The organism is Pelomonas sp. Root1237, from assembly GCF_001425055.1.
GTDB lineage: Bacteria > Pseudomonadota > Gammaproteobacteria > Burkholderiales > Burkholderiaceae_C > Pelomonas.
In genome coordinates, this window is the sequence record NZ_LMDK01000020.1 from 200,724 (window position 1) to 223,815 (window position 23,092).

Annotated in this window: 21 protein-coding genes; 2 read left to right on the forward strand and 19 right to left on the reverse strand. The window is 62.7% G+C overall.

Annotated elements, in window-relative coordinates:
* Positions 1–7 precede the first annotated feature (7 nt).
* The gene (gene rfbA / locus ASC91_RS25655; protein ID WP_056204086.1) at positions 8–892 is read left to right on the forward strand and encodes a glucose-1-phosphate thymidylyltransferase RfbA; all 885 of its coding nucleotides are present in this window, start codon (positions 8–10) and stop codon (positions 890–892) included.
* A gap of 5 nt (positions 893–897) precedes the next feature.
* Positions 898–1,449, forward strand: coding sequence for a dTDP-4-dehydrorhamnose 3,5-epimerase (gene rfbC, locus ASC91_RS25660; protein WP_056204089.1), 552 nt, complete (start codon positions 898–900; stop codon positions 1,447–1,449).
* 17 nt (positions 1,450–1,466) lie between these two features.
* Here rfbC and ASC91_RS25665 read toward each other — a convergent pair whose 3' ends face one another.
* The 19 genes from ASC91_RS25665 to ASC91_RS25750 all read right to left on the reverse strand — a co-directional run bounded on the left by ASC91_RS25665 (position 1,467) and on the right by ASC91_RS25750 (position 23,089).
* Positions 1,467–2,570: a sugar phosphate nucleotidyltransferase gene (locus tag ASC91_RS25665; RefSeq protein WP_056204092.1), complete on the reverse strand. Its 1,104-nt coding sequence runs from the start codon at positions 2,568–2,570 to the stop codon at positions 1,467–1,469.
* A 72-nt stretch (positions 2,571–2,642) separates the two neighbouring features.
* Positions 2,643–3,968 (reverse strand): UDP-glucose/GDP-mannose dehydrogenase family protein, encoded by a 1,326-nt coding sequence (locus tag ASC91_RS25670; RefSeq protein ID WP_056204096.1) that lies wholly within the window; start codon positions 3,966–3,968, stop codon positions 2,643–2,645.
* 66 nt (positions 3,969–4,034) lie between these two features.
* Complete coding sequence (locus ASC91_RS25675) at positions 4,035–5,042, reverse strand: NAD-dependent epimerase (protein WP_056204523.1); 1,008 nt, start codon at positions 5,040–5,042, stop codon at positions 4,035–4,037.
* Between the two features lie 146 nt (positions 5,043–5,188).
* Positions 5,189–6,013 (reverse strand): glycosyltransferase family 2 protein, encoded by an 825-nt coding sequence (locus ASC91_RS25680; protein ID WP_056204099.1) that lies wholly within the window; start codon positions 6,011–6,013, stop codon positions 5,189–5,191.
* A gap of 28 nt (positions 6,014–6,041) precedes the next feature.
* Positions 6,042–7,127: a glycosyltransferase family 1 protein gene (locus tag ASC91_RS25685; protein ID WP_056204101.1), complete on the reverse strand. Its 1,086-nt coding sequence runs from the start codon at positions 7,125–7,127 to the stop codon at positions 6,042–6,044.
* 12 nt (positions 7,128–7,139) lie between these two features.
* Entirely contained in the window at positions 7,140–9,572 is a 2,433-nt protein-coding gene (locus ASC91_RS25690) for a hypothetical protein (protein ID WP_056204106.1), read from the reverse strand.
* Positions 9,573–9,604: 32 nt separating this feature from the next.
* Positions 9,605–10,615, reverse strand: a complete 1,011-nt coding sequence (locus tag ASC91_RS29060; RefSeq protein ID WP_162247865.1) for an acyltransferase family protein — start codon at positions 10,613–10,615, stop codon at positions 9,605–9,607.
* A complete protein-coding gene (locus ASC91_RS25695; RefSeq protein ID WP_056204108.1) occupies positions 10,605–11,960 on the reverse strand; it encodes a hypothetical protein in 1,356 nt (451 codons plus the stop codon). Before ASC91_RS25695 ends, ASC91_RS29060 begins: the two co-directional genes overlap by 11 nt.
* Before the next feature lie 6 nt (positions 11,961–11,966).
* A complete protein-coding gene (locus ASC91_RS25700; protein ID WP_157282113.1) occupies positions 11,967–13,181 on the reverse strand; it encodes a glycosyltransferase family 4 protein in 1,215 nt (404 codons plus the stop codon).
* Positions 13,182–13,192: 11 nt separating this feature from the next.
* Positions 13,193–14,329, reverse strand: coding sequence for a glycosyltransferase family 4 protein (locus ASC91_RS25705; RefSeq protein ID WP_162247866.1), 1,137 nt, complete (start codon positions 14,327–14,329; stop codon positions 13,193–13,195).
* Positions 14,326–15,579 carry a lipopolysaccharide biosynthesis protein gene (locus ASC91_RS25710; RefSeq protein WP_056204117.1) on the reverse strand — a complete coding sequence of 418 codons (1,254 nt, stop codon included), beginning with the start codon at positions 15,577–15,579 and terminating at the stop codon, positions 14,326–14,328. Before ASC91_RS25710 ends, ASC91_RS25705 begins: the two co-directional genes overlap by 4 nt.
* Positions 15,580–15,670: 91 nt before the next feature.
* Entirely contained in the window at positions 15,671–16,378 is a 708-nt protein-coding gene (epsI, locus tag ASC91_RS25715) for an exosortase-associated protein EpsI, B-type (RefSeq protein ID WP_082533011.1), read from the reverse strand.
* Between the two features lie 4 nt (positions 16,379–16,382).
* Positions 16,383–17,282 (reverse strand): exosortase B, encoded by a 900-nt coding sequence (gene xrtB / locus ASC91_RS25720; RefSeq protein ID WP_056204122.1) that lies wholly within the window; start codon positions 17,280–17,282, stop codon positions 16,383–16,385.
* Positions 17,283–17,342: 60 nt separating this feature from the next.
* Positions 17,343–18,200, reverse strand: a complete 858-nt coding sequence (locus ASC91_RS25725) for a CpsD/CapB family tyrosine-protein kinase (protein WP_056204125.1) — start codon at positions 18,198–18,200, stop codon at positions 17,343–17,345.
* The gene (epsF, locus tag ASC91_RS25730; protein ID WP_056204127.1) at positions 18,200–19,630 is read right to left on the reverse strand and encodes a chain length determinant protein EpsF; all 1,431 of its coding nucleotides are present in this window, start codon (positions 19,628–19,630) and stop codon (positions 18,200–18,202) included. The genes ASC91_RS25725 and epsF overlap by 1 nt, the downstream gene beginning before the upstream one ends.
* A gap of 24 nt (positions 19,631–19,654) precedes the next feature.
* On the reverse strand, positions 19,655–20,392 hold the full coding sequence (epsE, locus tag ASC91_RS25735; RefSeq protein WP_235532104.1) for a polysaccharide export protein EpsE: 738 nt from the start codon (positions 20,390–20,392) through the stop codon (positions 19,655–19,657).
* A 104-nt stretch (positions 20,393–20,496) separates the two neighbouring features.
* Positions 20,497–21,489: an EpsD family peptidyl-prolyl cis-trans isomerase gene (locus ASC91_RS25740; protein WP_056204130.1), complete on the reverse strand. Its 993-nt coding sequence runs from the start codon at positions 21,487–21,489 to the stop codon at positions 20,497–20,499.
* Positions 21,490–21,947: 458 nt separating this feature from the next.
* Positions 21,948–22,679: a bifunctional demethylmenaquinone methyltransferase/2-methoxy-6-polyprenyl-1,4-benzoquinol methylase UbiE gene (ubiE, locus tag ASC91_RS25745; RefSeq protein WP_056204133.1), complete on the reverse strand. Its 732-nt coding sequence runs from the start codon at positions 22,677–22,679 to the stop codon at positions 21,948–21,950.
* 17 nt (positions 22,680–22,696) lie between these two features.
* Complete coding sequence (locus ASC91_RS25750; protein WP_056204136.1) at positions 22,697–23,089, reverse strand: gamma-butyrobetaine hydroxylase-like domain-containing protein; 393 nt, start codon at positions 23,087–23,089, stop codon at positions 22,697–22,699.
* Positions 23,090–23,092 lie beyond the last annotated feature (3 nt).

Genomic DNA, 23,092 nt, shown 5'->3' on the forward strand with positions numbered 1-23,092 from the left:
GGCTCCGATGAAAAACCGCAAGGGCATCATCCTCGCTGGCGGCTCCGGCACGCGGCTGCACCCGGCCACGCTGGCCATGAGCAAGCAGCTGCTGCCGGTGTACGACAAGCCCATGGTCTATTACCCGTTGAGCACGCTGATGCTCGCGGGCATCCGCGACATCCTGCTCATCAGCACGCCGCAGGACACGCCTCGGTTCGAAGCCCTGCTTGGCGACGGTTCGCGCTGGGGCCTGAACATCAGCTACTGCGTGCAGCCTAGCCCTGACGGCCTGGCACAGGCCTTCATCCTCGGCCGCGATTTCGTCAATGGCTCGCCGAGCGCCCTCGTGCTGGGGGACAACATCTTCTATGGCCATGACTTCGCCGGCCTGCTGGGCAGCGCCACGGGTCGCGACGGCGGCGCCAGCGTCTTCGCCTATCACGTGACCGACCCCGAACGCTACGGCGTGGTCGACTTTGATGCCCAGCAACGTGCGCTGTCCATCGAAGAGAAACCGAAAAGCCCGAAAAGCAATTACGCGGTGACGGGCCTGTATTTCTACGACGAGCAGGTCTGCGACATCGCGGCGGCCATCAAGCCCAGCGCCCGCGGTGAACTCGAGATCACCGACGTCAATGCCCAGTACCTGCGCCAGGGCCAGCTCAATGTCGAGATCATGGGCCGTGGCTATGCATGGCTGGACACCGGCACCCACGACAGCCTGCTCGAAGCGGGCCAGTTCATTGCCACGCTGGAAAAGCGCCAGGGGCTGAAGGTGGCCTGCCCGGAAGAGATCGCCTACCGTGCAGGCTGGATCGATGCTGCACAGCTTGAAACCCTCGCCAAGCCCCTTGCCAAGAATGGCTACGGCCAATACCTGCTCAAGCTGCTGACCGACAAGGCCTTCTGAACACGATGCAAGTCACGCCAACCGCCCTTCCCGAAGTCCTGCTCATCCAGCCCAAGGTCTTCGGCGACGCCCGCGGCTTTTTCATGGAGAGCTGGAACGAGGAGCGCTTCAACCAGGCCCTGGGCTACGACGTGCACTTCGTGCAGGACAACCACTCGCGCTCCGCGCGCGGCGTGCTGCGCGGCCTGCACTACCAGCTCGACCCACATGCTCAGGGCAAGCTCGTGCGCTGTGTCTCCGGTGCCGTGTTCGACGTGGCCGTCGACATGCGCCGGTCCAGCCCCAATTTCGGGCGCTGGGTCGGCTTCGAACTGTCGGCCGAGAACCAGCGGCAAGTCTGGATCCCGCCTGGCTTCGCCCATGGCTTCGTCGTCGTCAGCGAAACCGCGGACTTCCTCTACAAGACCAGTGGCCGCTACGCACCCGAGTGCGAGGGCGCAGTGCGCTGGGATGACCCGACCATTGGCATCGAATGGCCGCTGGACGGACTCATACCGCAACTGTCGGCAAAGGACGTCAGCGCACCACTGCTGGTTGAGGCCAAGACCTTCACCTGAGTCGATCGGCCCGCAGCTCAGGCGCGCGCGTCACCCCAACGCAGCGGCGTCACCTCGTCGCCGACATAGCTGGTGTGCCCGGTGCGATCCACGCAGTACTGCGGCGAGATGATCATCTCGCGCACCGTCATGCCTTCACCGATGCGCGTGTGCTCAATGAGCACGGCCCGCTCAACGACCGAACCGGCGCGCAGGTGAGATCCGTGACCGATCCAGGTAGGTCCGATCACCCGAGCACCTGACTCGATACGCACGTTGGAGCCGATATACACCGGGCCCTCGATGTGGACCTTGTCCCAGTCCACTGAAGTGTTCAGCCCCACCCACACCTGCGGCCGCACCTCGCGCCCAGGGATGTCCATTTGCGCGACGCCGCCGGCCATGACCTGCTGGGTGACGGCCCAATAATCGGTCACGCGGCCGATGTCGATCCAGTTGAACGGCCGTTTCTGCGCAAAGAAGGGCAGGCCCTTCTCCACCAGCAGCGGAAACAGCTGGCTGCCGATGTCGAACTCGACGCCCGACGGGATCAGGTCGAGCACCTCGGGCTCGAAGATGTAAATGCCGGTCGACGCCAGGTTGCTCTTCGCCTCCTCGGGCTTGGGCTTTTCCTGGAAGGAAGTCACCCGGCCCTCGGCGTCCGCGACAACAATGCCGTAGTTTTTGGTCTGGTCGCGAGGCACTTCGAGAGTAACGACGCTTGCGATAGCTCCCTTGGACTTGTGCTCGGCAAGCGCCGCGGCGATGTCCAGATCGATGACGGCGTCGCCGCACAGCACGAGGAAGGTTTCATCGAAGAAGCCGCCGAAGTCCTGGATCTTGCGCATGCCTCCTGCTGATCCGACCGGCTTACAGATCACCTCGCCTTGCTCGCGAACGCCTTCGTAGGAGTAACCGAGCTCAACGCCCCACCGGTGACCCGAGCCGAAGTAGTTCTCGATCTTCCAGTGCATGAAGGCCACGTTGACCATGACCTGCTTGACGCCATGGCGCGCCAAATGCTCGACCAGATATTCCATGACCGGCTTGCCCAGGATGGGCACCATCGGCTTGGGCGTGTGCTTCGTCAACGGGCGCACCCGCGTTCCCTGGCCCGCGGCCAGGATCATTGCTTTGGCCATGCCGGCCTCCTAACGTAGTGACGGTTGCACCAAAGCTAGCAAGCGGCAGGCCTGCCGCACACAGTTAGGGGGTCAGCCGCGGCCGATACCTCGATAGTCGATGCCTAGCGCCTTCATCAGCTTGGGGTCGTAGAGGTTGCGGCCGTCGAAGACAACAGGTGCCTTGAGCTTCGACTTGATGGCGTCGAAATCCGGCGTGCGGAATTCCTTCCACTCCGTCACGATCAGCAGTGCGTCCGCGCCCTGCAGCGCCGCCTCGGCGCGCTCGACCAGCGTCACGTCGTCACGCGGGCCAATCACGCGAGCCGTTTCCGGCATCGACACCGGGTCGTAGGCTGCGACCGTTGCACCGCGCCGGGTCAGCTCATCGATGATGACCAACGATGGTGCCTCGCGCATGTCGTCGGTGTTCGGCTTGAATGCCAAGCCCCAGATGGCGAAGCGGCGGCCCTTGAGGTCGTCGCCGAAACGCGCCACGACCTTGTCGACCAGCACGCGCTTCTGGCGTTCATTGGCTTCTTCCACGGCGGTCAGCACCTTCAGCGGAATACCGTTGTCGGCGGCGGTCTTCACCAGCGCCTTGACATCCTTCGGGAAGCAGGAACCGCCATAACCGGCGCCGGCGTACAGGAATTGATAGCCGATGCGCGGATCAGAGCCGATGCCGCGCCGAACCAGCTCGATGTCGGCGCCCACGCGCTCCGCCAGCAGCGCCAGCTCGTTCATGAAACTGATGCGTGTGGCCAGCATCGCATTGGCGGCGTACTTGGTGAACTCGGCGCTCTTCACGTCCATGACCAGCATGCGGTCCTGCGTGCGGTTGAACGGCGCATACAGGGCGCGCATCAACAGCGTGGCCTGCTCGTCGTCGGAGCCAATGACGACGCGATCAGGCTTCATGAAGTCGTCGACCGCCGCACCTTCCTTCAGGAACTCAGGATTGGAGACGACGGCATATGCCATGTCTCCGAGGCCACGCTTTTCGAGTTCTTCCTTGACCGCAGCGCGGACCTTGTCGGCCGTGCCGACCGGCACCGTGCTCTTGTCGACGATGACCTTGTAGTCCGTCATGCGCTGGCCGATGGAGCGGGCCGCGGCCACCACGTACTGAAGGTCGGCCGAGCCGTCTTCGTCAGGCGGCGTGCCCACGCCGATAAAGAGCAGCGTGCCGTGCTGTACGGCCATGTCCACATCGGTGGTGAACTGCAGGCGGCCGGCCGCCACATTGCGGCGCACCACTTCGAGCAGGCCGGGTTCGTGAATAGGGATCTCGCCGTCGTTGAGGACGCGGATCTTTTCGGGATTCACGTCCAGACAAACCACGTGGTTGCCCATTTCGGCCAAGCAGGCTCCGGTGACCAGGCCCACGTAGCCGGTGCCGATGGCGGTGACTTTCATTCTCAATCCTCGTGCAAAAAACGGTTAACCCGTTTGTAACGCAGTCACGTGACGGTCCAGTGCCATTCAGACCTTGTAGTAGTCCCGATACCAGGCGACAAACCGCTGGATTCCTTCAGGTACAGGCATCGCCGGACGGAAACCCGTCCACTCGGCCAGCTCCTCGACATCAGCATGCGTAGCCGGCACATCACCATCCTGCATGGGCATGAAGTTCTTGACAGCCTCGCGGCCCGCGGCCTGCTCGATGGCCTCGATGAAGCTCATCAGCTGGATGGGTGCGTGGTTGCCGATGTTGAAGACGCGGTAGGGGGCGCTGGAGCGCGCCGGATCGGCTTTGTTGGGGTTGTAGTTGGGGTCGGCGGTAGCCGTGCGGTCCAGGACGCGCACGACGCCCTCGGCGATGTCGTCGATGTAGGTGAAGTCGCGGACCATCTTGCCGTGATTGAACACGTTGATGGGCCGCCCTTCGATGATGGCCTTGGTGAACAGGAAGAGCGCCATGTCCGGCCGGCCCCACGGGCCATACACCGTAAAGAAGCGCAGGCCCGTCGTTGGCAGCCCAAAGAGGTGTGAATAGGTGTGGGCCATCAGCTCATTGGCCTTTTTCGTCGCGGCATAGAGGCTGATGGGGTGGTCGACGCTGTGGTGCTCCGAGAACGGCATCAGCGTGTTGCCACCGTAGACGCTGGAGCTGGACGCATAGGCCAGGTGCTGCACACCACCGTGGCGACAGCCTTCCAGGATGTTGGTGAAGCCAACGATGTTGCTGTCGATGTAGGCGTGGGGGTTTTCGATTGAGTAGCGCACGCCGGCCTGCGCCGCCAGGTGCACCACGCGTTCGAAGCGCTCATCGGCAAACAGCTTGGCCATGCCGGCGCGGTCGGCCACATCCATTTGCACGAAGCTGAAGCCCGGGTTGGGCGTCAGGCGGGCCAGGCGATCGTGCTTGAGCTGCGGGCTGTAGTAGTCGTTGAGGTTGTCCAAGCCCACGACCTGGTCACCACGTGCCAGAAGGATCTGGCAGACATGCATGCCGATGAAGCCGGCAGCGCCGGTGACGAGAACTTTCAAGACCAATCCTCCAAAAAAGCCAACGCCGATTGTCGTGCAGCGCACAGCAGGGCGCGATCATTGCCCCACCCCCGAGACAAGGTCGCTCGAGTTGGCCCGGGCCTTGCCAGCGAGCGCCCGCGCGACCGAAGAGGGACGCTCCCGGTTCAGTGGCGCCGGAACAGACCGGCGACTCCCGGCTTGGTGAGCAGCGGTACGCGATAGTTGCTCATGAATGTCTTCAGGCTCTTCAGGTGCATACGCGCCGAGCGGCTGAAGACGTCTACGCTGGCTCGCTGATGATCGTGCACCAGCACCGCGCCGGCGCAGCAAACCACCTGATGACCCGACTTCCAGACGCGGGCACACAGATCCACGTCCTCCATGTACAGGAAGTAGCTTTCGTCCATGCCACCGATGGAACGGAAAAGATCTGTACGAATGACGAAGCCCGTACCCATCACCCAGTCGGCGTGAAAGGGCGCGCCGCTGGCCCAGGCGTCCATCATCATGTGCGAGGCGACCGACTTGCGAATGAAGGGCAGGTTCCCCAGACGGGATCGCCGGCCGATGATGTCCATCAGGCTGTAGAAGCGCCGCGCGGAAAACTGCCTCGACCGATCGGGGTTCACCAGGTCCAAGCCGATCAGCCCGACCTTGGGCTGCGTGTCCAGGAGCTCCAGCGCCTTCTGGATCGACTGGTCGACGAAATAGGTGTCGGGGTTCAGCACCAGCAGATATTCGGAATCAACCTCGGCCAATCCGGTGTTGATGCCCGCCGAGAACCCGCCATTGCGGTCGGAAGCGATGAAGCGGACACCAGGCGGCAGCTGGGCGCGGAGCACCGACACGGAATCGTCCGGGGACGCGTTGTCCACCACGATCACGTCGGCATCCCGCTCGATGACACCGTATTGCTGCATCGAGGCGACGCACTTCAGCACCAGGCGGGGCGTCGCGTAATTGACGATCAAGGCAGACAACTTCGACAAGGCATCTTCTCCAACTCAGGTTCTGAACTCAACGACGCTGCTTGAGCTGCAGCGTGGCATCGACGTACAGCAAGGCCGACTGCAACGCCTCGGCCGAGCGTTCCCACGTGAACGTCTCGAGGATGGCTGCTGCCGCGCGCTTGCGTGCTGCACCAGCACATGCATCTTTTAGACCCGCAAAGGCCGCCTGCCACGATGCCGAAGATCCCAGCTGCACGAACTGGGCCGCATCGCCCAGCACCTCGCGAAGCACCGGGATGTCAGCCGCGATGACGTGGGTGCCGCTGGCAAGGGCCTCCAGGGGCGGGATGCCAAATCCCTCCCAAAAGGACGGATAGAGCAAAGCGGCAGCACCTTGATACAGCTGGCGCAGCCGGGCGTCATCCACGTAGTCCAGGAACTCGATGCGGTCCCGCAGGCCGAGGCTTTCGGCCTGCGATTCGAGCGCCTTGCGGTAGTCGCCACCGCAGGACGCCACCACCAGCCTGTACTCGTCGGACCACGCGGCGCACTCGGAGAGCACCTCCTGCACGTTCTTGTGCGGATACCGTGCACCAACCATCAGCAAATACGGCGGGGCAGCAGCTGGCAAGACGTCAGACGATGCTGGCGCGAACCGCGCCGCATCGACTCCGTTGGGCACCACATGGATGCGTTCCAGTGGGAACTTGTAGTGCTCGGCAATGTCGCGGCGGGTGGTCTCGGACACCGTGAACACCGCCGCGCACTGCTTCAAGACCCGCGGCAGCAGGTGCCGGAAGTACCAATACTGCATCCGATGCTGCTGGGGAAAGCGCAGGCAGATGAGGTCGTGAATCGTGATCACTTGGCGCGCCGCCCGAGGCAGTGCGTGGTGCGTCGGCGAGTACAACAGCCGGGCGCCGGGCAACTCCACCGAGCGCGCCCACAGTGCGCGCTTGATGGCCGCCCCGCGGCTTGCGCCGATCGCCACGCTGGCGGGAGCCGAAACCAGCCGCGGCGCATCCGGGACAAAACCATGCCCCGCCACCACCGAGATCTCAAACCGCTCCGACAGCGCCTTCGCACAGCGTTCGGCATAGACACCGAGCCCCGTCGGGCGCGCGCCCAGCATCGACAGATTCACAACCAGCATCTACTCCATCCTTTATAGGGCTCGCATCTCCGAAATCACGAACGCCGTCTTGTCGGTCGCCGTCCCGCCTCCGCCAGCAAAGCCGATCGACATCTGCGCCACCGAACCAGCGGCCAACGCGCTCTTCTTGACTGTCGACCAGTCCGCCAACCGCGCCGTCGCGAACAGCGCCGTGTGCTGGACTACGCCGCTCGCCAGTTTCTCGGTTGCCAGTGGCAGCAACCAGATTGCACCGTCCTTGTCCACGGCCTGCATCATCAGCGGCTTGAGCGGATAGGCCACGCCGGCAAGCGGGGCTGCCTTGAACGAAACCCCGTTCAAGGTGGATGCGACGGTCGCCGGCACATCGGCAATCGGGAACACCCAGCCGTCACCCGCGATGTTCAACGTCGAACGCGAGATGAAACCATCCATGCAGGAGTTGCCGGTCGAGGACTTCGCCTCCAGCGCCATCGAGACAATGGGCGCGGACCGGGTACGCCAGGTCAGGCAAACCGGCGCCGATAACTTCGCGCCCAAGGCCGCTGCGCTGGTGTCGGGCACCGACACCGTGCGCACGACCAGCGCGTCCGTGACGCCACCGCTGGACACCGAGGCGCGCATGAAGCCGCGCACGCCTGCCGTCGAGCCGGCCTTGAATTCACAGGCAAACGGCGTCGACGTATTGGGCCGCACGCCAACCGCCACCTGCCTCTGCACCGGCACCATGTCGCTGCTGCCCGAGCAATCCACGTTCAGCGTCTGTGCCACTATGGAAGAGTTCGCCAGCACGGCACCGCTGACGCGAACGGTGCTACCTGCCACCGTGGCCGCTTCGAGCGCATGAGCACCCACGACCTCCTTGCCAACGGTCCCCGGCGCCTCGATGTCGCCGACGATACGCAGCGTCGCACGCGCCGCGACTGACGCGGCCGCCGCGGGCAGCTTGGTGATGCCGACCAGGCTGGTTGAAGTCGTGGCGACGAGCACGGGCTCACTGCCGCCCAACTCGCTGCGGTTCAGCGGGCGGCCGAACATGTCCCAGAACTTCGCATCGGCGGGCCACTTGGCCGAGGCCGCCTCGTCACCCCAGGCCACCGCGACGACACCGGAAGTACCGTCACCGAAGAACACGGCGGACGAAGCGGAATTCGCCACGTGGCGATAGCCCGCCAACGGCTTGCCGTTCACGTGCCGCACCAATGCCGCCAGAGCCGCATAGGACGGGCGCGGTGAAAAGTCGGCATTCAACACGCCCCAGTTGGCGCGGCCCTGCTCGACGAGTTCCCGGAAAAAGAAGAAGAAGACGCGCTCGTAGCCCGCAGCGAACCCGGATGCATAGGTCTTCACGAGGAAAGCCGCTTGCGCCCGTTCGGTCGCGGCCGTGATGGGACCCGCGGTGCCCGTCGGACCCTGCACGCCCAGGCCGGTCTCGGTGATCCAGCCCGGCTGACCCGTGGCGCCGCCGGCGGCGTCGATTGGAGCGACGCTGGCCGCAACGAACTCCAGCGTCTGGTCGGGATTGGCGTAGTAATGCTGGTTGCGCAGATCCAGCGACGCCACGCCGCTGTTCTCGTAGGTCGCCTTGAAAAACTCGTCGAGCCCGCGGGACGGCGCTCCACCCAGCACCTTCAATTGCGGCCGAGCCGACTTCACACCTGCATAGAACGCCTTCAACTGCGAGGCATATTGCCAGGGCGTACCAAGGTAGAAATCGGTGTTCTGCTCATTCCAATATTCGACCCCGTCAAAGTACGGACCCATGTCGCGCGCAAACGCCGCGCCGAAAGCCTGCAGCGCCGCAAGGTCGCGTGGCGGCTTGCGGTCGCCCGACGTCACCGTGTCGCTGCTGTAGCGAGTAAAGGCCGGTGAATCGTGGAACGACGTCACTTGCGAGAAACCTGCAAGGGACAGCCTGCGGGCCACGTTGAGGAATCGCCCCCACAACGGCGGGTTCACCGCAGCGGTGAGCTGCACCTGGGACCAGCGCAGTCGGTCACGCACGGAGCCGACACCGGCCGCCGACAAGGCATCGATGGCCTTGCCTATCGACTGATCATCGCCGCCGTACCAGCTCAGACCCGCGTCCATGCCGAAACGCTTGTCCAGCTTTGGGCGCGTGGCCGGGATGACCACAAAGGAGACCGGCTTGACCGCAACCTCTTCGGGCACCTGGACGGTGAGCCTGTAGAAGCCCGGCGTGAGTGCAGGCAGCGTCAGCAGGTTGCTCGACGCATTGAGCACGAAATTGTCGGCGCGGTAGGCGAATTGGCCGTCGACATCGCGGACGGTGACCGATGCGGTGCCTTTTGTCCCCCGCACGATGAGCCATTGGCTTGGCAGCGTATCGACGATGAAACTGCCATTCACGGGCGTCGGATCCGCGGTCGCCGCGGACACGATGACGGAAAAGGCAACTCCGCTGGCGAAGATACCCAAGCGACGCACAAACTTGATGCTAAACATATATTCCCCTTTCAGGGTTTAATTGCCCCTATTTATGTGGTCTTCTTGGGGTAAAAAATCCATTCCAAAACAGCATATTTTCGAATTGCGAAATCAAGAGCAAGCGGCACTATCAACCCACATGAAAATCCAACCATCGCACCACCGAACCCATCTATGCGAGTGCTAATCCTGCTTTGCACATAGTAGTGAAACAGGAAAATCACCAGCGATCGTTGCCCTATGTACTCCAATGCCGAACCCGCCTTACCGCGGATCAGAACGCATAGTCCTGACACGACCAAGACGCAAACAACAGCGAAGGGCAATGTGCCAACGCCCTCAATGAGCCGATGATTCAAATCGAGAACCATTAAGCCTAGACCTGAAGCGTACCAACCGATGGCAGCCACCAAGGCGGCCAACACTAAGATCCATACGGGGTGATGAGCTGAACTTCCTACGAGATGTAAATAACGTCGCCTAACTGTAATTCCGAACGCAAAAAACGCTAAACCTACGGGCACAAGATCTAAGGACCAAGGGAGTGCCCGATAGGTGACGGTATCACGGTCGATTTCAATACCCGGCATGGCATAACGGGACGTCTGTGCGAAAATTAGCAGAACAAGCAAAATAACAAGTAAACGCGGCGTGCGCATTTCACTTGTGTTGCGAAGCGTCACAAGTTGAGCGATGCCGACCAGGAAGAGACATGGAAGAAACCAAATGTGTGGCTGCGGCATGAGGTCGCCTACGCCTGCAATCACGCCGATCAAGTTCGCAATAAGCGCTCGCCAATCCAATTTCGCAGCTATTAAAGAAAATAATACACCACAAACCAAATATGGGACCAACAATGCCCGAAGACGGCTGCGAAGATACCTTGTGAGCGGAACCTCTTTGTGCACTAGGCCAGCCGCATAAAAGAACAACGGCATGTGGAACAAATAAATCGCAGCGTGGAGCTGATGATTCTTCAGCCACGGATTGTGCCCAAGAACAACCAGGACGATACCGATCCCTCTCAGCCTGTCAATCCAATCAAGACGCTCAGCGGGCATATCTGGGCAAAAGGAATTTACCGGTTTCTTGAGCAGGCAATGTAGCGACGAGCAATACAGCGACCATAAAGGGCTCATAATAAAGCCCAAACACGCTCATCATCAGCCACGCGCAATAGAACGATGCCAGCGGCACAGCCAAAGCACCTCCACCCGCGCCGGCCATTCGATTAATTACCACCCAAATACGCCACGAAAGGTACAGCCAAAAGGACATTCCCGCCAGACCACAACTGACCACTATTCCAAGAAACCCATTGTCAATTGGCACGCCCGCTTTGATGTTCGAGTTGAACACCCAACCCAAACCGAAGAGCCATGCCAATGGGCCCTCGACATTCAAGTAGTGGAGGTAATAGTTGACACCATAGAGTCGAGCGTCGAGCGACTTGGCCGACACCAAATACCTAAAATCCCTGAGTGCATCGACGTTCATGATGAACGCTTCGATCACATACCGCAGGAAGAACACGCCAACTCCAGCCACCATTAAAACAATGGGCAGCCACACCGGAAACAACGATGCACGGTTGACCTTTGACCGCAAGTATCCCCATATTGTGAGAAGCGAAACCGCTACCGCGGTCAGATAGACCGCTCTGGTTAGCGTGGCGATGCAGCCAGCGAGAAGAACGAGCCCGACAAGTCGCCAAGCAAGCCGTTTGGAGAATGCCGGCGCGAGAAGTGATCTGTAAAGACAGATCACCAGGGGAATACACAAAAATATACCCAGGTCGTCTGCATGCGAGAAAAATGCGGAGCCCCTGACGCGCCCTCCCGTCGTCGCATTAATGGAATTGACGGAAGCAGTGATGTAATAGCCGAACGAGAAAAGATTTTTAGTAACTGCCTGCGCCACCCCAATTGCTGCCATAACGACACCAAAAGCGACCAAATACATCGTCAGTGGTCCCGATTTCACCGAGCCCGAAACTATTGGCGAGACCGCGAAAAACATCAGATAGAAGAAATACACGTGAAAGGACAGGAGGATCCCCACCACGGGCAATGACTGCGTGTTTGCGTTCACCATTGCTGCCAGCAATAGAAAAGCGGCGAACAGCCACGTGGCCGCAATAATGTCTGGCGCGCCGATCGCCATCTCGCGACCGCGATTCAGCAGGCGCAGCGAGAACATCGCCAGCACCAGCAGCGTGAGCAGCGTGACGGAGGGCGTCGGTGCATGCAGCCGCTTGAAGAGATAGTCCCAGGCGCCGCCCATCAGTGTCACGGTCCAGATGCCAACGAAGAGGATCCCTCCGACGCTCAGGAAGAGGTTGCCGGTGGACGCTGGCTGACGCGTGGAAGCGCCCGGCGTTTTCAGCGAAGCTGCAATGAAACCCATAGGTCCTTACCCCCGGTGCTGCACGGTTTCGTACAGGTCGATGTACTCGCTGACCACACGCTCTGGCCTGAAGGTGGCCGCCAGCGCCAGAGCCGTCCTGCTGATCGCCTCGTAGCGGTCAGCGTCGTCGTAGGCGGCCTGGAGCTGAACAGCCAGGCCATCCGCTGCATGGATGTCGAACAACCAGCCCGTTTCTCCGGGCTTGACGAGCTCACCGCTGCCGCCGGTTGCGGAGGCGATGACGGGTACGCCGTGGGCGAAAGCCTCGAACAGAACCCGCGACAAGGGCTCGGCCCACAACGATGGCACCACACAAACATCGACCTGCTTGAAGAACTCGGGCTGCGGCACGACACCCAGGAACTTGACCGGCAAGCCCTCAGCCAAGGCCCTTAGATGAGCGGTGTAGCTCGGTTCTCCTTCTCCGGCAATCACCAGTTCGACGGCATGGCCCTGCCAAGGGCCGCGAACGAGGCCGGCAAAGGTCTTGAGCAGCATCTCGACGCCTTTGTGCGCCGTCAAGGTGCCAATGAAGCCCACCACGAAGGGGCGCCCGTCGCGCCTGGGATGGCGCCGCGCATCGATGGGCTGATCGGTGCGGTAGCCGTTGTAGATGACGGAGTGCCGCGCCTGCGGGAACGCGCCTTCCTCGAGGTGACGGTCCAGCGTGTAGCGGCTGTTGCCCACGACGGCCGTCACCTGCCGGGTCGCGGCAATCTTGTTGGCCGAAAGCAGCTTGCACTGGAAGCAGCGATCGGTGCCGCAGGGTTGGCCGCCGCGAAAGAAGCCGTAGTTGGCGCAAAGGAGGGCGTAGTCCCTCAGCGTGTGCACGATGGGAATGCGCCTGCGTGACGCGGCGCCCCAGACCGATACCGACAGCCAGGCGAGGTTGTTGGTGTGGACGACGTCGGGGCGGAATGCGTCAAGTGCCTCGTCGGCATGGCGCAAGCTGCCCGCGGTGTAGGTGTTGTGGAGGTGGAAGGCGGCTTTGCGCAAGCCCGATGGCAGGCTGGCGGGCAGCCGCCGCGCAATGTTGGCCGAGGGGCGGCGGAAAACGCGCACCTGCCCCACGCGTTCGGTCTCGGCCGCCGGTTCGCCCGTGGCCAGCACGGCCACTTCATGCCCGTCGGCGGTCAAGGCATCCGCCAGGATCTTCAGCGACCGCTCGGCGCCGCCGACCTGGTCAGGGAAGTAAAAGGAATTCACCATCAACACACGCACGTCAGCCCCTCCTACAAATCGGCATAAGTGAGGTCAGCGCACCGTTGCCAGCTGAACTCGCGGGCGCGCGCCACGCAGGCGCCGGCAAGCTGGCCGGCGGCGTTGGCGTCGAGCATGGCGAGCAGCTGTGCTGCGATGTCGGCGGTGTCGCCGGGTTTCGCGAGGAAACCGGTGACGCGGTCCTGAACGACTTCGGGCACCGCATGGGCGGCGGTGCTGACGGTGGGCAGGCCCTGGAACGCCGCCTCCAGAAACACGAGGCCGAAGCCTTCGACGCGCTCTTGATCCGGCTCTGCGGCCAACAGGAAGGCGCGGCTCTCGGCATACGCGGCCCGCACGATGGCGTCGGGCTGCGCGCCCGCGAAGGTCGCGCGAACGCCCAGGCGCTTGGCCTCGGACTGCAGATGCGTCGCGTAAACGGGGTCGACGGGCCGTCCGATGGCCAGGTAGCAGATTGTCTGGCGCTGGCCTGGCGGCAGTTGGGCGATAGCCTGCAGCGCCCGGAGATGGCCCTTGCGCGGGTCGAGCCGCGCCACGGTCAGGACGATGCGGTCTCCCTCGGTCGCCCCGCACAGCCGCCTGACTTGCGCGCGCTCTTCGGCGCTGGCCGGCTCAGCCCAGTACTCCGCCACGCCGAGGGGCGTAACCCGGCGCTCGACGGATGCGGGCGGCGCGAGTTCCCGCTCGACGAGCGAGAGCGTGAACGCACTGTTGGCGCACACGCGGTCCAGGCGATGGACGGCCTGGCGAGCCCTCAACCATCTCGCCGAACGAGACCGCCCGAGGACGATGGCGTCCGTGCCGTGGAAGGTCATGACGGTCTTCACCGCACGGGGCACGCCGCTCCACGGCAACGCCAGCAGCAGGGGCCAGTCGGCGACGTGGACGACGTCATAAGTCCGCTGCCTCAGTTGCCGCCGCAATGCACGAATGACGGTGAGCAGCGTCCGGTTCGAATACACGTCGCCAGGAAATCTGAACACCCCAGCGTCGTCCTGCGACGGCGCTGTAGCACTTCTCGCAAAATCAGGCGCCAGTACATCGACGCGGTGCCCGCGGGCCAATGCGGCGCTTCGCACCTCGGCACAATACCGACCAATACCTCCGGGGTACGGCGGATATTCATGCGTGGCGATCAGGATATTCAACGCGACTCCTTCTGGCGACGGTAAAGGGTGATAACGAGGGCGGCGATGATGACCGCGAGCAACAGTTCGCTCGCCAGGCATGTGAGGGCGGCACCCGGCGCCCTGAATTGCGGTATCACGACCAATGCCGTCGCAAGATAGAAAACGACGACGACAAACTGGGCCACCATCCGGTAGCGCTGGTACCCCGCGCCGGACAAGGCGTCAGACAAGGTGTAGTGAACAGCCTGGATCACAGGCAGCACCGCCAGCCATTTGATCAAGGGGATGGCCTTCGCATAGCCCGCGCCAAAAACAAGAGGCAAATAATCAGCGCCCAGGACCAACACGGCGGCGACTCCCAACGAGTAAGGCAAAGCGAACGTGAGCACCCGCCGCGACAAGGCCAGCGCCTGTGCAATTCCGCCTTGCCCTTGCCGGAAGAACCTGCCCGCCGCCGCGTCGAGCATGGCGCGCACCGGCATGAACGACATCGCCGCGACCCGGTAGGCCGCCGCATAGGTTCCCACGTCGGCGGCGGTGCCGAAACGCGCCAGAACGAGTTTGTCCGCATCGGTGTAGATGGCCTTGGCCAGCGTGCCGAGCGAGAAATCGGTGCCATGCCCGAGGTCTTTGCCGATCGCCTTCCAGTCGACGGATAGGCCGCCCGCCGCGCGGGCCATGAACCAGATCAGCGCCGCGGCGAACATGATCGAGAACGCCAGGAACAACGAGGCCCACACCAGTGCCGTGACGCGGTCGGAAACGATGATCGCGACGAGAACGCTGGCCACGCGCGCACAGGATGTCGCCACGTTGATCACGGAGGCGCGCCCCTGCTGCTCCAGGGCACTGAACAATTGAGCCGCTGTGACAGCGGTTCGCATGAAAACCAGTTCGCCCAGCAGGACGATCAGGGCAACGCCGAAGGCGACCGGCGTGGACGAGATCATCACCACCGCAGCAGCCCCAATGGCCGCGCCTGCAGACCCGGTGACCAGTTGGACGCTCAACGCATTGCCGAGCGCAACCGGTGCGTGTTGCGCTTCCCGCGCGACGCGCATCAGCATCACGGAGCCATAACCCAACCCCGCCAGCGGCAACAACAGCGAGGCGGCGGAATTGATGGTGGCCAATGTGCCGTACTCAGCAGCACCCAGGCTGCGCGCCAGCAGCGCGAAGTTGATCGCCTGCAGCACGACCACAGCCAGGCTGCCGCCCAGCATCTTGCTGGCGGCACGTTGGAGGCTGGTTTTGGTGTCGCTCGACATGAGTGGTGATCAAAAGTTTGGCGCAGGGCTACATCAACACCGCCCGAAGCCGGCGAGCAAGATTCAGACCTGTGATTGCCGTTCGACGCCGCTACGCGTTGAACGCGACACTGCCGAGCAACACCGATCGGTGCTGTTTCGGAATGCCTCTCAAGAGGGCGTTGACGAAAATGTCCTGCAGCTGGTACGCCGCGCTCGTGTCGCCTGAAATCATGGACACTCTGAACAGCAGACCGTCGGGGATCTTCCCGTTCAACCCGTAGGCCAGGCGGGCCCGGTTCTGCTCGAACCAGCCCCTGACCACGTCATCCCCGATGCGCATCCAGTAGGTGATCGGTTCGACGCGGCTGCCGAGCTGGCCAATCAGTCGCATCACGGGCAGCGACGAATCCCCCACATGCATGACGTCGGGATGCAATTGGCTGACCCTGAATCCCTGGGCCGCATAACAAACCTCTGGCTTGTGGAGCTGCAATGCGCGCGACTGGTTGGCTCCATAGGCCAGCGACAACATGATCCGTTCACCGGCACGGTTGACGTAGGTGCGCGAGAGGATCTTGTCGTAGATCGCATTGAGCGTGTTGGCGACGTCCGCCGCCACCTCCAGCGGCACGATGCTTCGATCCAGCGTCCAGCCCTCAAAAGCTTGCGGGATGATCCGGTCAAGATCCGGCATCTGATCGGGCCGCGTGATCGTCGGCTTGGGCTGGAGCAGCTCGCCCGCCACGGCGGCGCCGGTCATGAGCCCCGCGGCCAGCACTGCCCGGCGGCGCAAAGGGAGAGGGGATCGCTGGTTCATGAGCTCAACCCAATTCAGTGTGCGCCCGGGTGGCCGGCACGAATTTCCCGATCAGCTTGTCGACGACCAGCATCAGGAAGAGTGCCACCATGAAGAGGACCATCCCTGCGAAACCGTGGACAAACCCCTGGCCCGCTTCATCCCCGAAATGGTAGGTGATCAACACCAGGATGATGACCCGAACGATATTCGCGCAGAACGACACCGGAATGAGGACCGACGCGAGCAAGACGTTCCGAAGCGGTGACGTGTAGCCCATCAGATTCATGTACAGCAGCCCCAGCGCTTCGAGCGTGAACATGGAATTCAAACCGGCACAGGCATCGGCCACCAGCAGTTGATAAGGGCCGACCGACAAGATCACGCCACTGCGCGCGATCGGGTAGCCGGCCATGTGCATGATGGATTCCGCGACATAGGAAACTGCCGCCTTGAGAGGCGTGGTGACCACCTGCACGAGCACGCTGGGCAAGGGCACCATGAACAGCATGAACAACAGCGGAAACGCCAATACTCGCAGGCCTGCCGACCCTTTCATCAAGTGACAGACCGCGGCGAGCACGAAGATCTGAGACAACACTTCGAAGCTATCGAGCTGCTGCGTGCGGCCGAGCAGGTAGAGCGGCATGCCGACGGCGAACAGCAGGCCGGCGACGAGGAAGCTTCCCTCGTTGTCGGGCAGCGCAGCAACCTGCTCACGCCGCCGCCAAGCCAACCAGAACGATATGGCCAGGATGATCGGGCCGTGGCCTTGTTCCGCCGATGCCCAAACGGTCTGCGAGAGGCCGACATAGGTCGGCACGTACATGAGCGCAAAGGCAACGAGCAAGGGCAACCACACCGTCCAATAGTTGCTCCACGGGACGCTTCGAGCCGTCGGACTAGATACCGAAACCTTCAACATGTCCCGTGGAACCAATTCTCAAACGTTAGACGGATTGCCCAGCACGCTGGCCGGAGTTGCTCAAAATTCGTTGACCACCACACCTGCCACGACGGCCGGCGTTTCCGCCAAGTTGCCGACGAGATCCTGTAGCGCCGAGATACGCCCGTGATCCTTGCGGGCAAGAACCAGCGCCGCGCCACATCGCGCAGCGATCACCACGCTGTCGCTGCCATAGCAAGCGGCCGGGCTGTCCACCACGACATGATCGAACTTCGTGGCCAGCTCGCGCATGAGCAGGCCAAATGCGGGCCGTTCAACCAGTTCCAGCGGGTTCGGGGGCGTGGTGCCCACGGGCAGGACGAACAGGCTTTGCACGTTAGGCACCTGCTGGATGACCTTGGCCTCCGCGCGGCCGCTCAAGATGCCGGAAAGGCCGGCATCGTTACTCACGCCAAACACTTCGTGCTGACGCGGATGCCTCATGTCGGCATCGACCAACAAGGTACGCCCGCCAAGCTGGGCCAGAACCACGGCGAGGTTCGCCGCAAAGTAGGTCTTTCCGTCACCACTGTCGGGGCTCACCACGGCAATCGCCCTGCGCTGCTGGCCCTCGTTGTAGAGCCGCATCATGATCTGGCTGCGCACCGCGCGGAAGCTTTCGGCCTGCACACCGAACGGCTGGTTCAGGGCGACGAGTTCGGGATTGGCCTTGCGCCGCTCATCGTCCGCTGCCAGCGGATAGTGGAACTGTTGGGCCAGGGCGAACATGACGTCGTCATTGCTCGCGAACCCGAGTGCGACCGCTGCCTCGCCAAAGCGCAGGCCCTCACTTCGTTGCTGTTGGACGATTTTTTCGACTTGATCGGCAGACAGCAGCCGCAGGTCCTTGAGGATGCTCCCTATGGAGCGGTCAGCCACGTTTTCGTAAGACGTCATCAAATGCTCCGGCCGGAGTCAGGGGCGCTGAGCGCCGGTGCGCCAGGCGAATGGAGCATCGGACGTGCGGGGTTGAACCGTTTTGCCGTTGGCTTGGGAAGCGTGCCCAGCACCGGAAGACCCAATGCCGTCACCACATCCTCCAGCGCGCGAATGCGGCGGTCGTTCAATTCGAGGATGAGCGCGACGCCCACCGCCAGCAAACCGCCCAGCAAGATACCGACTGCCGTATTCAGCAAGAGTTTCGGGCTGCTGTGTTCCGCGGGCGGCAGCGCGACGGTCAGCATGCTGGCATAGCTCTGCGTGTTCTGCGCCTCGAGTCCGGTCTGGCTCAGGCGGGCGGCCAAACCATCGTAGATGCGCTGCGCATTCTCGACCTCCCGCTGCAGGACGGTGACCTCGTCCCGCGAAGACTTCAGTTCAAGAACCTTCATGCGCTGAGCATCCAGCGAGGCCCGGACCTGCCCCTCACGAGATTTGTTGATCGTGTTGCTGACCGAGACGCCGCCCGAAATCCGCGTCGTTTCGCTGTCGATCTTGCGCTTCAGTTCGGCAATATTGGCCTTCGTTTCGCCCACCTGCGGATTCGCGTCTCCCAGGCGCTGCGACAGTTCCTGCAGCCGTGCTTCCGCGCGGCTCAAGTCGAGCTTCAGGCCCCCAATCACCGGGTTGTTGATCACCTCTTGGAGCCGATCAGTCTGGGTGCCCTGGGCCTGGGTCTGGCGGCTCGAGCTTTCCGCGGAGATGGCCTGCAACTGCGTCAGCTGACTGCTGAGTTCGTTCAATCTCGCGTTCTCTACGTCGAGCCGTTCGTCCGTGGCGATGATTCCCTTTTCACGCTGAAAGGCCGACAGCTTGGCCTGGGCTCTTTCAAGCGCTTCGCGGGCGTCATGGGTTTGCGTATCGAAGAACTTCCTGAAATTCTGCGCAGGGTCCGCGCGCAGTTCCAACGTGGTGGCGATATAAGCCTTTGCGTATGCATTCGCCAGCGCGGCGGCGAAGGTGGGATCCTGGCTCTTGAACGAAATATTGATGACGTTGCTTTCCCGACTCGGCTTGACGTCAAGATAGTTTTGCAGAAAGAGAATCACGTACTGCTCGATGGTTCCCTTCCCTTCACCATCGTCCTGCCACTGCTCCCGAATACCCGGAACTTCCGTCAATCTGAGATCGCGAATGACGCGCAGCGCAACGCGATCGCTCATCAGGATATCCAGCTGCGTCGCCATGAAGCTGGGCATGATCGCCGAAGGATTGACGAACGCGGTGATCGGGTCGGGCTTGACGTCGATCACCACGCTGGCTTCGCCCTTGTACTTCTTGGGCAGCACCAGGCTGATCACGACGATCGCCGTGACAACAAACGCGAAAACACCAAGCGCCGCCCACTTTCTGGCGCGCAAGACAGCGATGAATTGAGCAAAAGTCATTGTTCCCGTCCTGGCTCAGAGCTCTTAGAAGAGGCTTTCACGCACGTAAACGACGTCCCCGTCCTGGACCTTCTCGTCCATCGCGGGCGTGACGACCTGGACGCGCCCATCGGCAGACTTTCGGTGCACACGGACGCCCCGCTCGGTACCGCGCTGGGTCAGGCCACCCCCAACCGCGAGCACCTGCATCAGGGTCATGCCGCGCTCCAGGCGCATCGGCCCGGGGCGCTGCACCTCGCCATAGATATAGACCAGCGGAGCACGGTCCACCCAGAGCACGTCGCCGTTCTGGATCAGCACATCGTTGACTCGGCCCTGCTCCGCGGCGGGACCGAAGACGGTGGGCAGGTCGATTTCCGTGCGGAAGGGCTTACCGTTGCGCATGCCGGTCAGCACGAGTTGGTCACCGCCCGTCGTCGCAACGCCACCCGCATTGGCCAGCAGGTCGGTCATGCGCATGTCAGCGGTTTCGATCGGGAAGCGGCCGGGGCGGTTGACCTGGCCCAGCACGCTGGCCTGGTTGCCCTTGATCTGCATCAGGACAAGCGTGACCTGTGGCGACTTGACGAAGTTGCCGCTCTTCAAGCCTTCGGCGATGAGCTTTTCGGCGGCGCTGACGCCCAAGCCGCCAATGCGGATGTTGCCGAGCAACGGGTAGCTGATGACGCCTGTTTCTGACACCCGAGTTTCGAGTGTCAGGTCCGGGTTCTGATACACGACCACACGGACGACGTCGCCAGCGCCCAGATGATATTCAGCCATGGCGGGAGCAGCCGCCTTGGCAGGGGCAGGAGCCTGAGCCTGCACGCACGCGGCCGCCAAACCGAAAGTGGCGGCAAGAAGCAGTTGGTGAAAACGAATCTTCATCATTTCAGACCCATACCCTTGGAGATCGAAGCCGAATCAAGACCGCTGGCCGCCGGGGCAGCAGCGGGAGCAGGAGCAGGCGCCTCAGAGGTGACCGGCGCCACGGGCGCAGGCGCAACAGGCGTCACACCGCCAGCCGCCGAAGCCGCCTGCGCGAACTTGCCGACGTATTCGATCTTGGAACTGTCACGCAGCGCCTTGATGTCCCTCTGCACGACTTCGGCCTTGCGCTGGTTCATCAGGAAAGCTTCGATGGCAGGGCGGGCGCGGACTTCATCCACGGGCTGGCTGCGCGAGCCGACGAGGAAGAGCACCGTCATCCCGTTGGGGCTGGGGCTGACCATGGAGTCGCCATCCTTCATCTTGGCAATGGCGTCCAGGCCGGCCAGGGGCAGCTGCTCGGCGGCCCGCACGGCCTGGTTGCCGTTGAAGCGGATGTCGGCGGACTTCAGGTATTCAGCGAACTCGTTGAGGTTCTTGGCCGCCGCGAGCTTGGCGCGGATGGTCTCGAACTGCTCCGGCTTGGCCTCGATCTGCAGTTCCTGCAGGCTGTAGATGCGGCGGTCCTTGAACAGGGCCGGCTTGTCGTTGTAGTACTTGGCAATCTCTTCGTTGTTGGGCTTGGCAACGCTTTCGCCAACGCGCTCGGCGTAAGCCCGGGCGATGATCTCGCGCTTGGCGGCTTCGATCTGCTGCACGACGCGCGGGTCGCGGTCGAGCTTTTGCTCCTGCGCCTTCTGGACCGCCAGTTCCTGGTCGATCAGGCGCTCCAGCACCTGACGGCTGGCGGCCTCGGCCTGCTCCGGCTTGAGGCCCTGCTGGCGCTGCAGCACGAAATTGATCTGGTGGACGGTGATCTCTTCCTTGTTGACCTTGGCCGCCGTCTGGGATGCCTTGTCGCCCTTGTCACCACCGCAGGCCGTCAGCAGCGCCGCAACGGCGACGACTGCCAAGAGCAGGTGGGCACGGTGCTTGTTCTGTCGGTTTGCCATCTGATGAAGGTCCTTGTTATGCAGAGAAAGGGCACCCGCCCCAAAGAGCGAACGAGTGTAGCGGCGCGATATGTCGCTTCTGCGGGGCCCACGAAGCCATAACTGGGTTCGTCGGCGACCGGCAGTTAGAGCAAATACAAGCGGGAAGTTCCCAAGATCCCACGTTCTTGGGGGGTGGTCGCTTGCGATTGAGGATGACGCCTTCCGGCGTCATTCGATACGCAATATTCGGTATTCGACTTTCGGGCCGAGCGACGGGCCGCTCCCTAGCCGGCCCGCTCAGGCGATGCGCTTGCCGCTCAATGCGGCAAGCATCGCCATCCCCCGGGGGCTGAGGCCGGACATGGTGAGTCCAGTGGACTCGCCGTGCCTGCCGCAGAGCAGCGGGCTTGACCGCTGCGCGGCCTGCAAGGCCGATCAGGCTGCCCGCGTCCAGCAGGGCAAGACTGAGCGAGGGGTCAACATTTGATCCCGGCGTGCAGGGCGACGATGCCGGCACTGAGGTTGTGCACGTCCACGTGGCCGAATCCGGCCGTCTTCATCATGGCCTTGAGCGTGGCCTGGTCGGGATGCATGCGAATGGACTCGGCCAGGTATTTGTAGCTCTCGGCGTCGCCAGCGAACAGCGAACCCAGCTTGGGCAGGATGTTGAAGGAGTACCAGTCGTACGGCTTCTTCAGCGGCTCGGCGATGCGCGAGAACTCCAGCACCAGCAGCCGGCCGCCCGGCTTGAGCACGCGGCACATCTCGGCCAGGGCCTGCTCCTTGTGCGTCATGTTGCGCAGGCCGAAAGCGACGCTGACGAGGTCGAAGCTCTCGCTCTTGAAGGGCAGCTTCTCGGCGTCGGCCAGGCTGGTGGGCAGGATCAGACCCTCATCCAACAAGCGGTTGCGGCCCTGGCGCAGCATGGCCTCGTTGATGTCGGTGTGCACGACGAGGCCGGTCTCGCCGACCTTGCGGGCGAAGGCGCGCGACAGGTCACCGGTGCCGCCGGCAATGTCCAGGGCTCGCTCGCCCGGCTTCAGGTTGGCGACCTGCACGGTGTAGGCCTTCCAGGCCCGGTGCATGCCGGCCGACATGAGGTCATTCATCAGGTCGTACTTGGAAGCGACCGAGTCGAAGACGCCACGGACCTTGGTGGCCTTCTCGTTCTCGTCGACCTGCTGGAAACCGAAATGCGTTTGAGTCATGGATTCAGTGCCGGGATTCAATGCGAATGGCAGCTGCCGCCACCTTTGACGGGCATGGCGTCGTCGCGGCTCTTGCCAGCGGCGGCAAGGCGGGCCTCGTAGTCGCGCCAGAGAGCGTCCTGCTGGCTGCCCAGCTTGTAGAGATAGTCCCAGGTGAACAGGCCGCTGGCGTGACCGTCCGAGAACTCGGGCCGCACGGCGTAGTGGCCGACCGGCTCCAGGCCGGTGATGCCCACGTCGCGCTTGCCCGTCTGCAGCACTTCCTGGCCCGGGCCATGGCCCATGACCTCGGCCGAGGGGCTGTAGACGCGCATCAGCTCGAAGGGGATGCGAAAACGCGCGCCGTCGTCGAAGGCGATCTCCAGGACGCGAGAGTGCTGGTGGACGGTGAGTTCTGTCGGGGCGGCCATGGC

Coding starts and splice junctions, on each gene's coding strand:
- rfbC (WP_056204089.1), top strand. CDS start 898: ATGCAAGTCACGCCAACCGCCCTTCCCGAAGTCCTGCTCATCCAGCCC.
- ASC91_RS25750 (WP_056204136.1), bottom strand. CDS start 23,089: ATGGCCGCCCCGACAGAACTCACCGTCCACCAGCACTCTCGCGTCCTG.
- ASC91_RS29060 (WP_162247865.1), bottom strand. CDS start 10,615: ATGCCCGCTGAGCGTCTTGATTGGATTGACAGGCTGAGAGGGATCGGT.
- epsI (WP_082533011.1), bottom strand. CDS start 16,378: ATGAACCAGCGATCCCCTCTCCCTTTGCGCCGCCGGGCAGTGCTGGCC.
- ASC91_RS25665 (WP_056204092.1), bottom strand. CDS start 2,570: ATGGCCAAAGCAATGATCCTGGCCGCGGGCCAGGGAACGCGGGTGCGC.
- ASC91_RS25740 (WP_056204130.1), bottom strand. CDS start 21,489: ATGGCAAACCGACAGAACAAGCACCGTGCCCACCTGCTCTTGGCAGTC.
- xrtB (WP_056204122.1), bottom strand. CDS start 17,282: ATGTTGAAGGTTTCGGTATCTAGTCCGACGGCTCGAAGCGTCCCGTGG.
- ASC91_RS25695 (WP_056204108.1), bottom strand. CDS start 11,960: ATGGGTTTCATTGCAGCTTCGCTGAAAACGCCGGGCGCTTCCACGCGT.
- epsE (WP_235532104.1), bottom strand. CDS start 20,392: ATGGCTGAATATCATCTGGGCGCTGGCGACGTCGTCCGTGTGGTCGTG.
- ASC91_RS25725 (WP_056204125.1), bottom strand. CDS start 18,200: ATGACGTCTTACGAAAACGTGGCTGACCGCTCCATAGGGAGCATCCTC.
- ASC91_RS25670 (WP_056204096.1), bottom strand. CDS start 3,968: ATGAAAGTCACCGCCATCGGCACCGGCTACGTGGGCCTGGTCACCGGA.
- ubiE (WP_056204133.1), bottom strand. CDS start 22,679: ATGACTCAAACGCATTTCGGTTTCCAGCAGGTCGACGAGAACGAGAAG.
- rfbA (WP_056204086.1), top strand. CDS start 8: ATGAAAAACCGCAAGGGCATCATCCTCGCTGGCGGCTCCGGCACGCGG.
- ASC91_RS25690 (WP_056204106.1), bottom strand. CDS start 9,572: ATGTTTAGCATCAAGTTTGTGCGTCGCTTGGGTATCTTCGCCAGCGGA.
- epsF (WP_056204127.1), bottom strand. CDS start 19,630: ATGACTTTTGCTCAATTCATCGCTGTCTTGCGCGCCAGAAAGTGGGCG.
- ASC91_RS25685 (WP_056204101.1), bottom strand. CDS start 7,127: ATGCTGGTTGTGAATCTGTCGATGCTGGGCGCGCGCCCGACGGGGCTC.
- ASC91_RS25710 (WP_056204117.1), bottom strand. CDS start 15,579: ATGTCGAGCGACACCAAAACCAGCCTCCAACGTGCCGCCAGCAAGATG.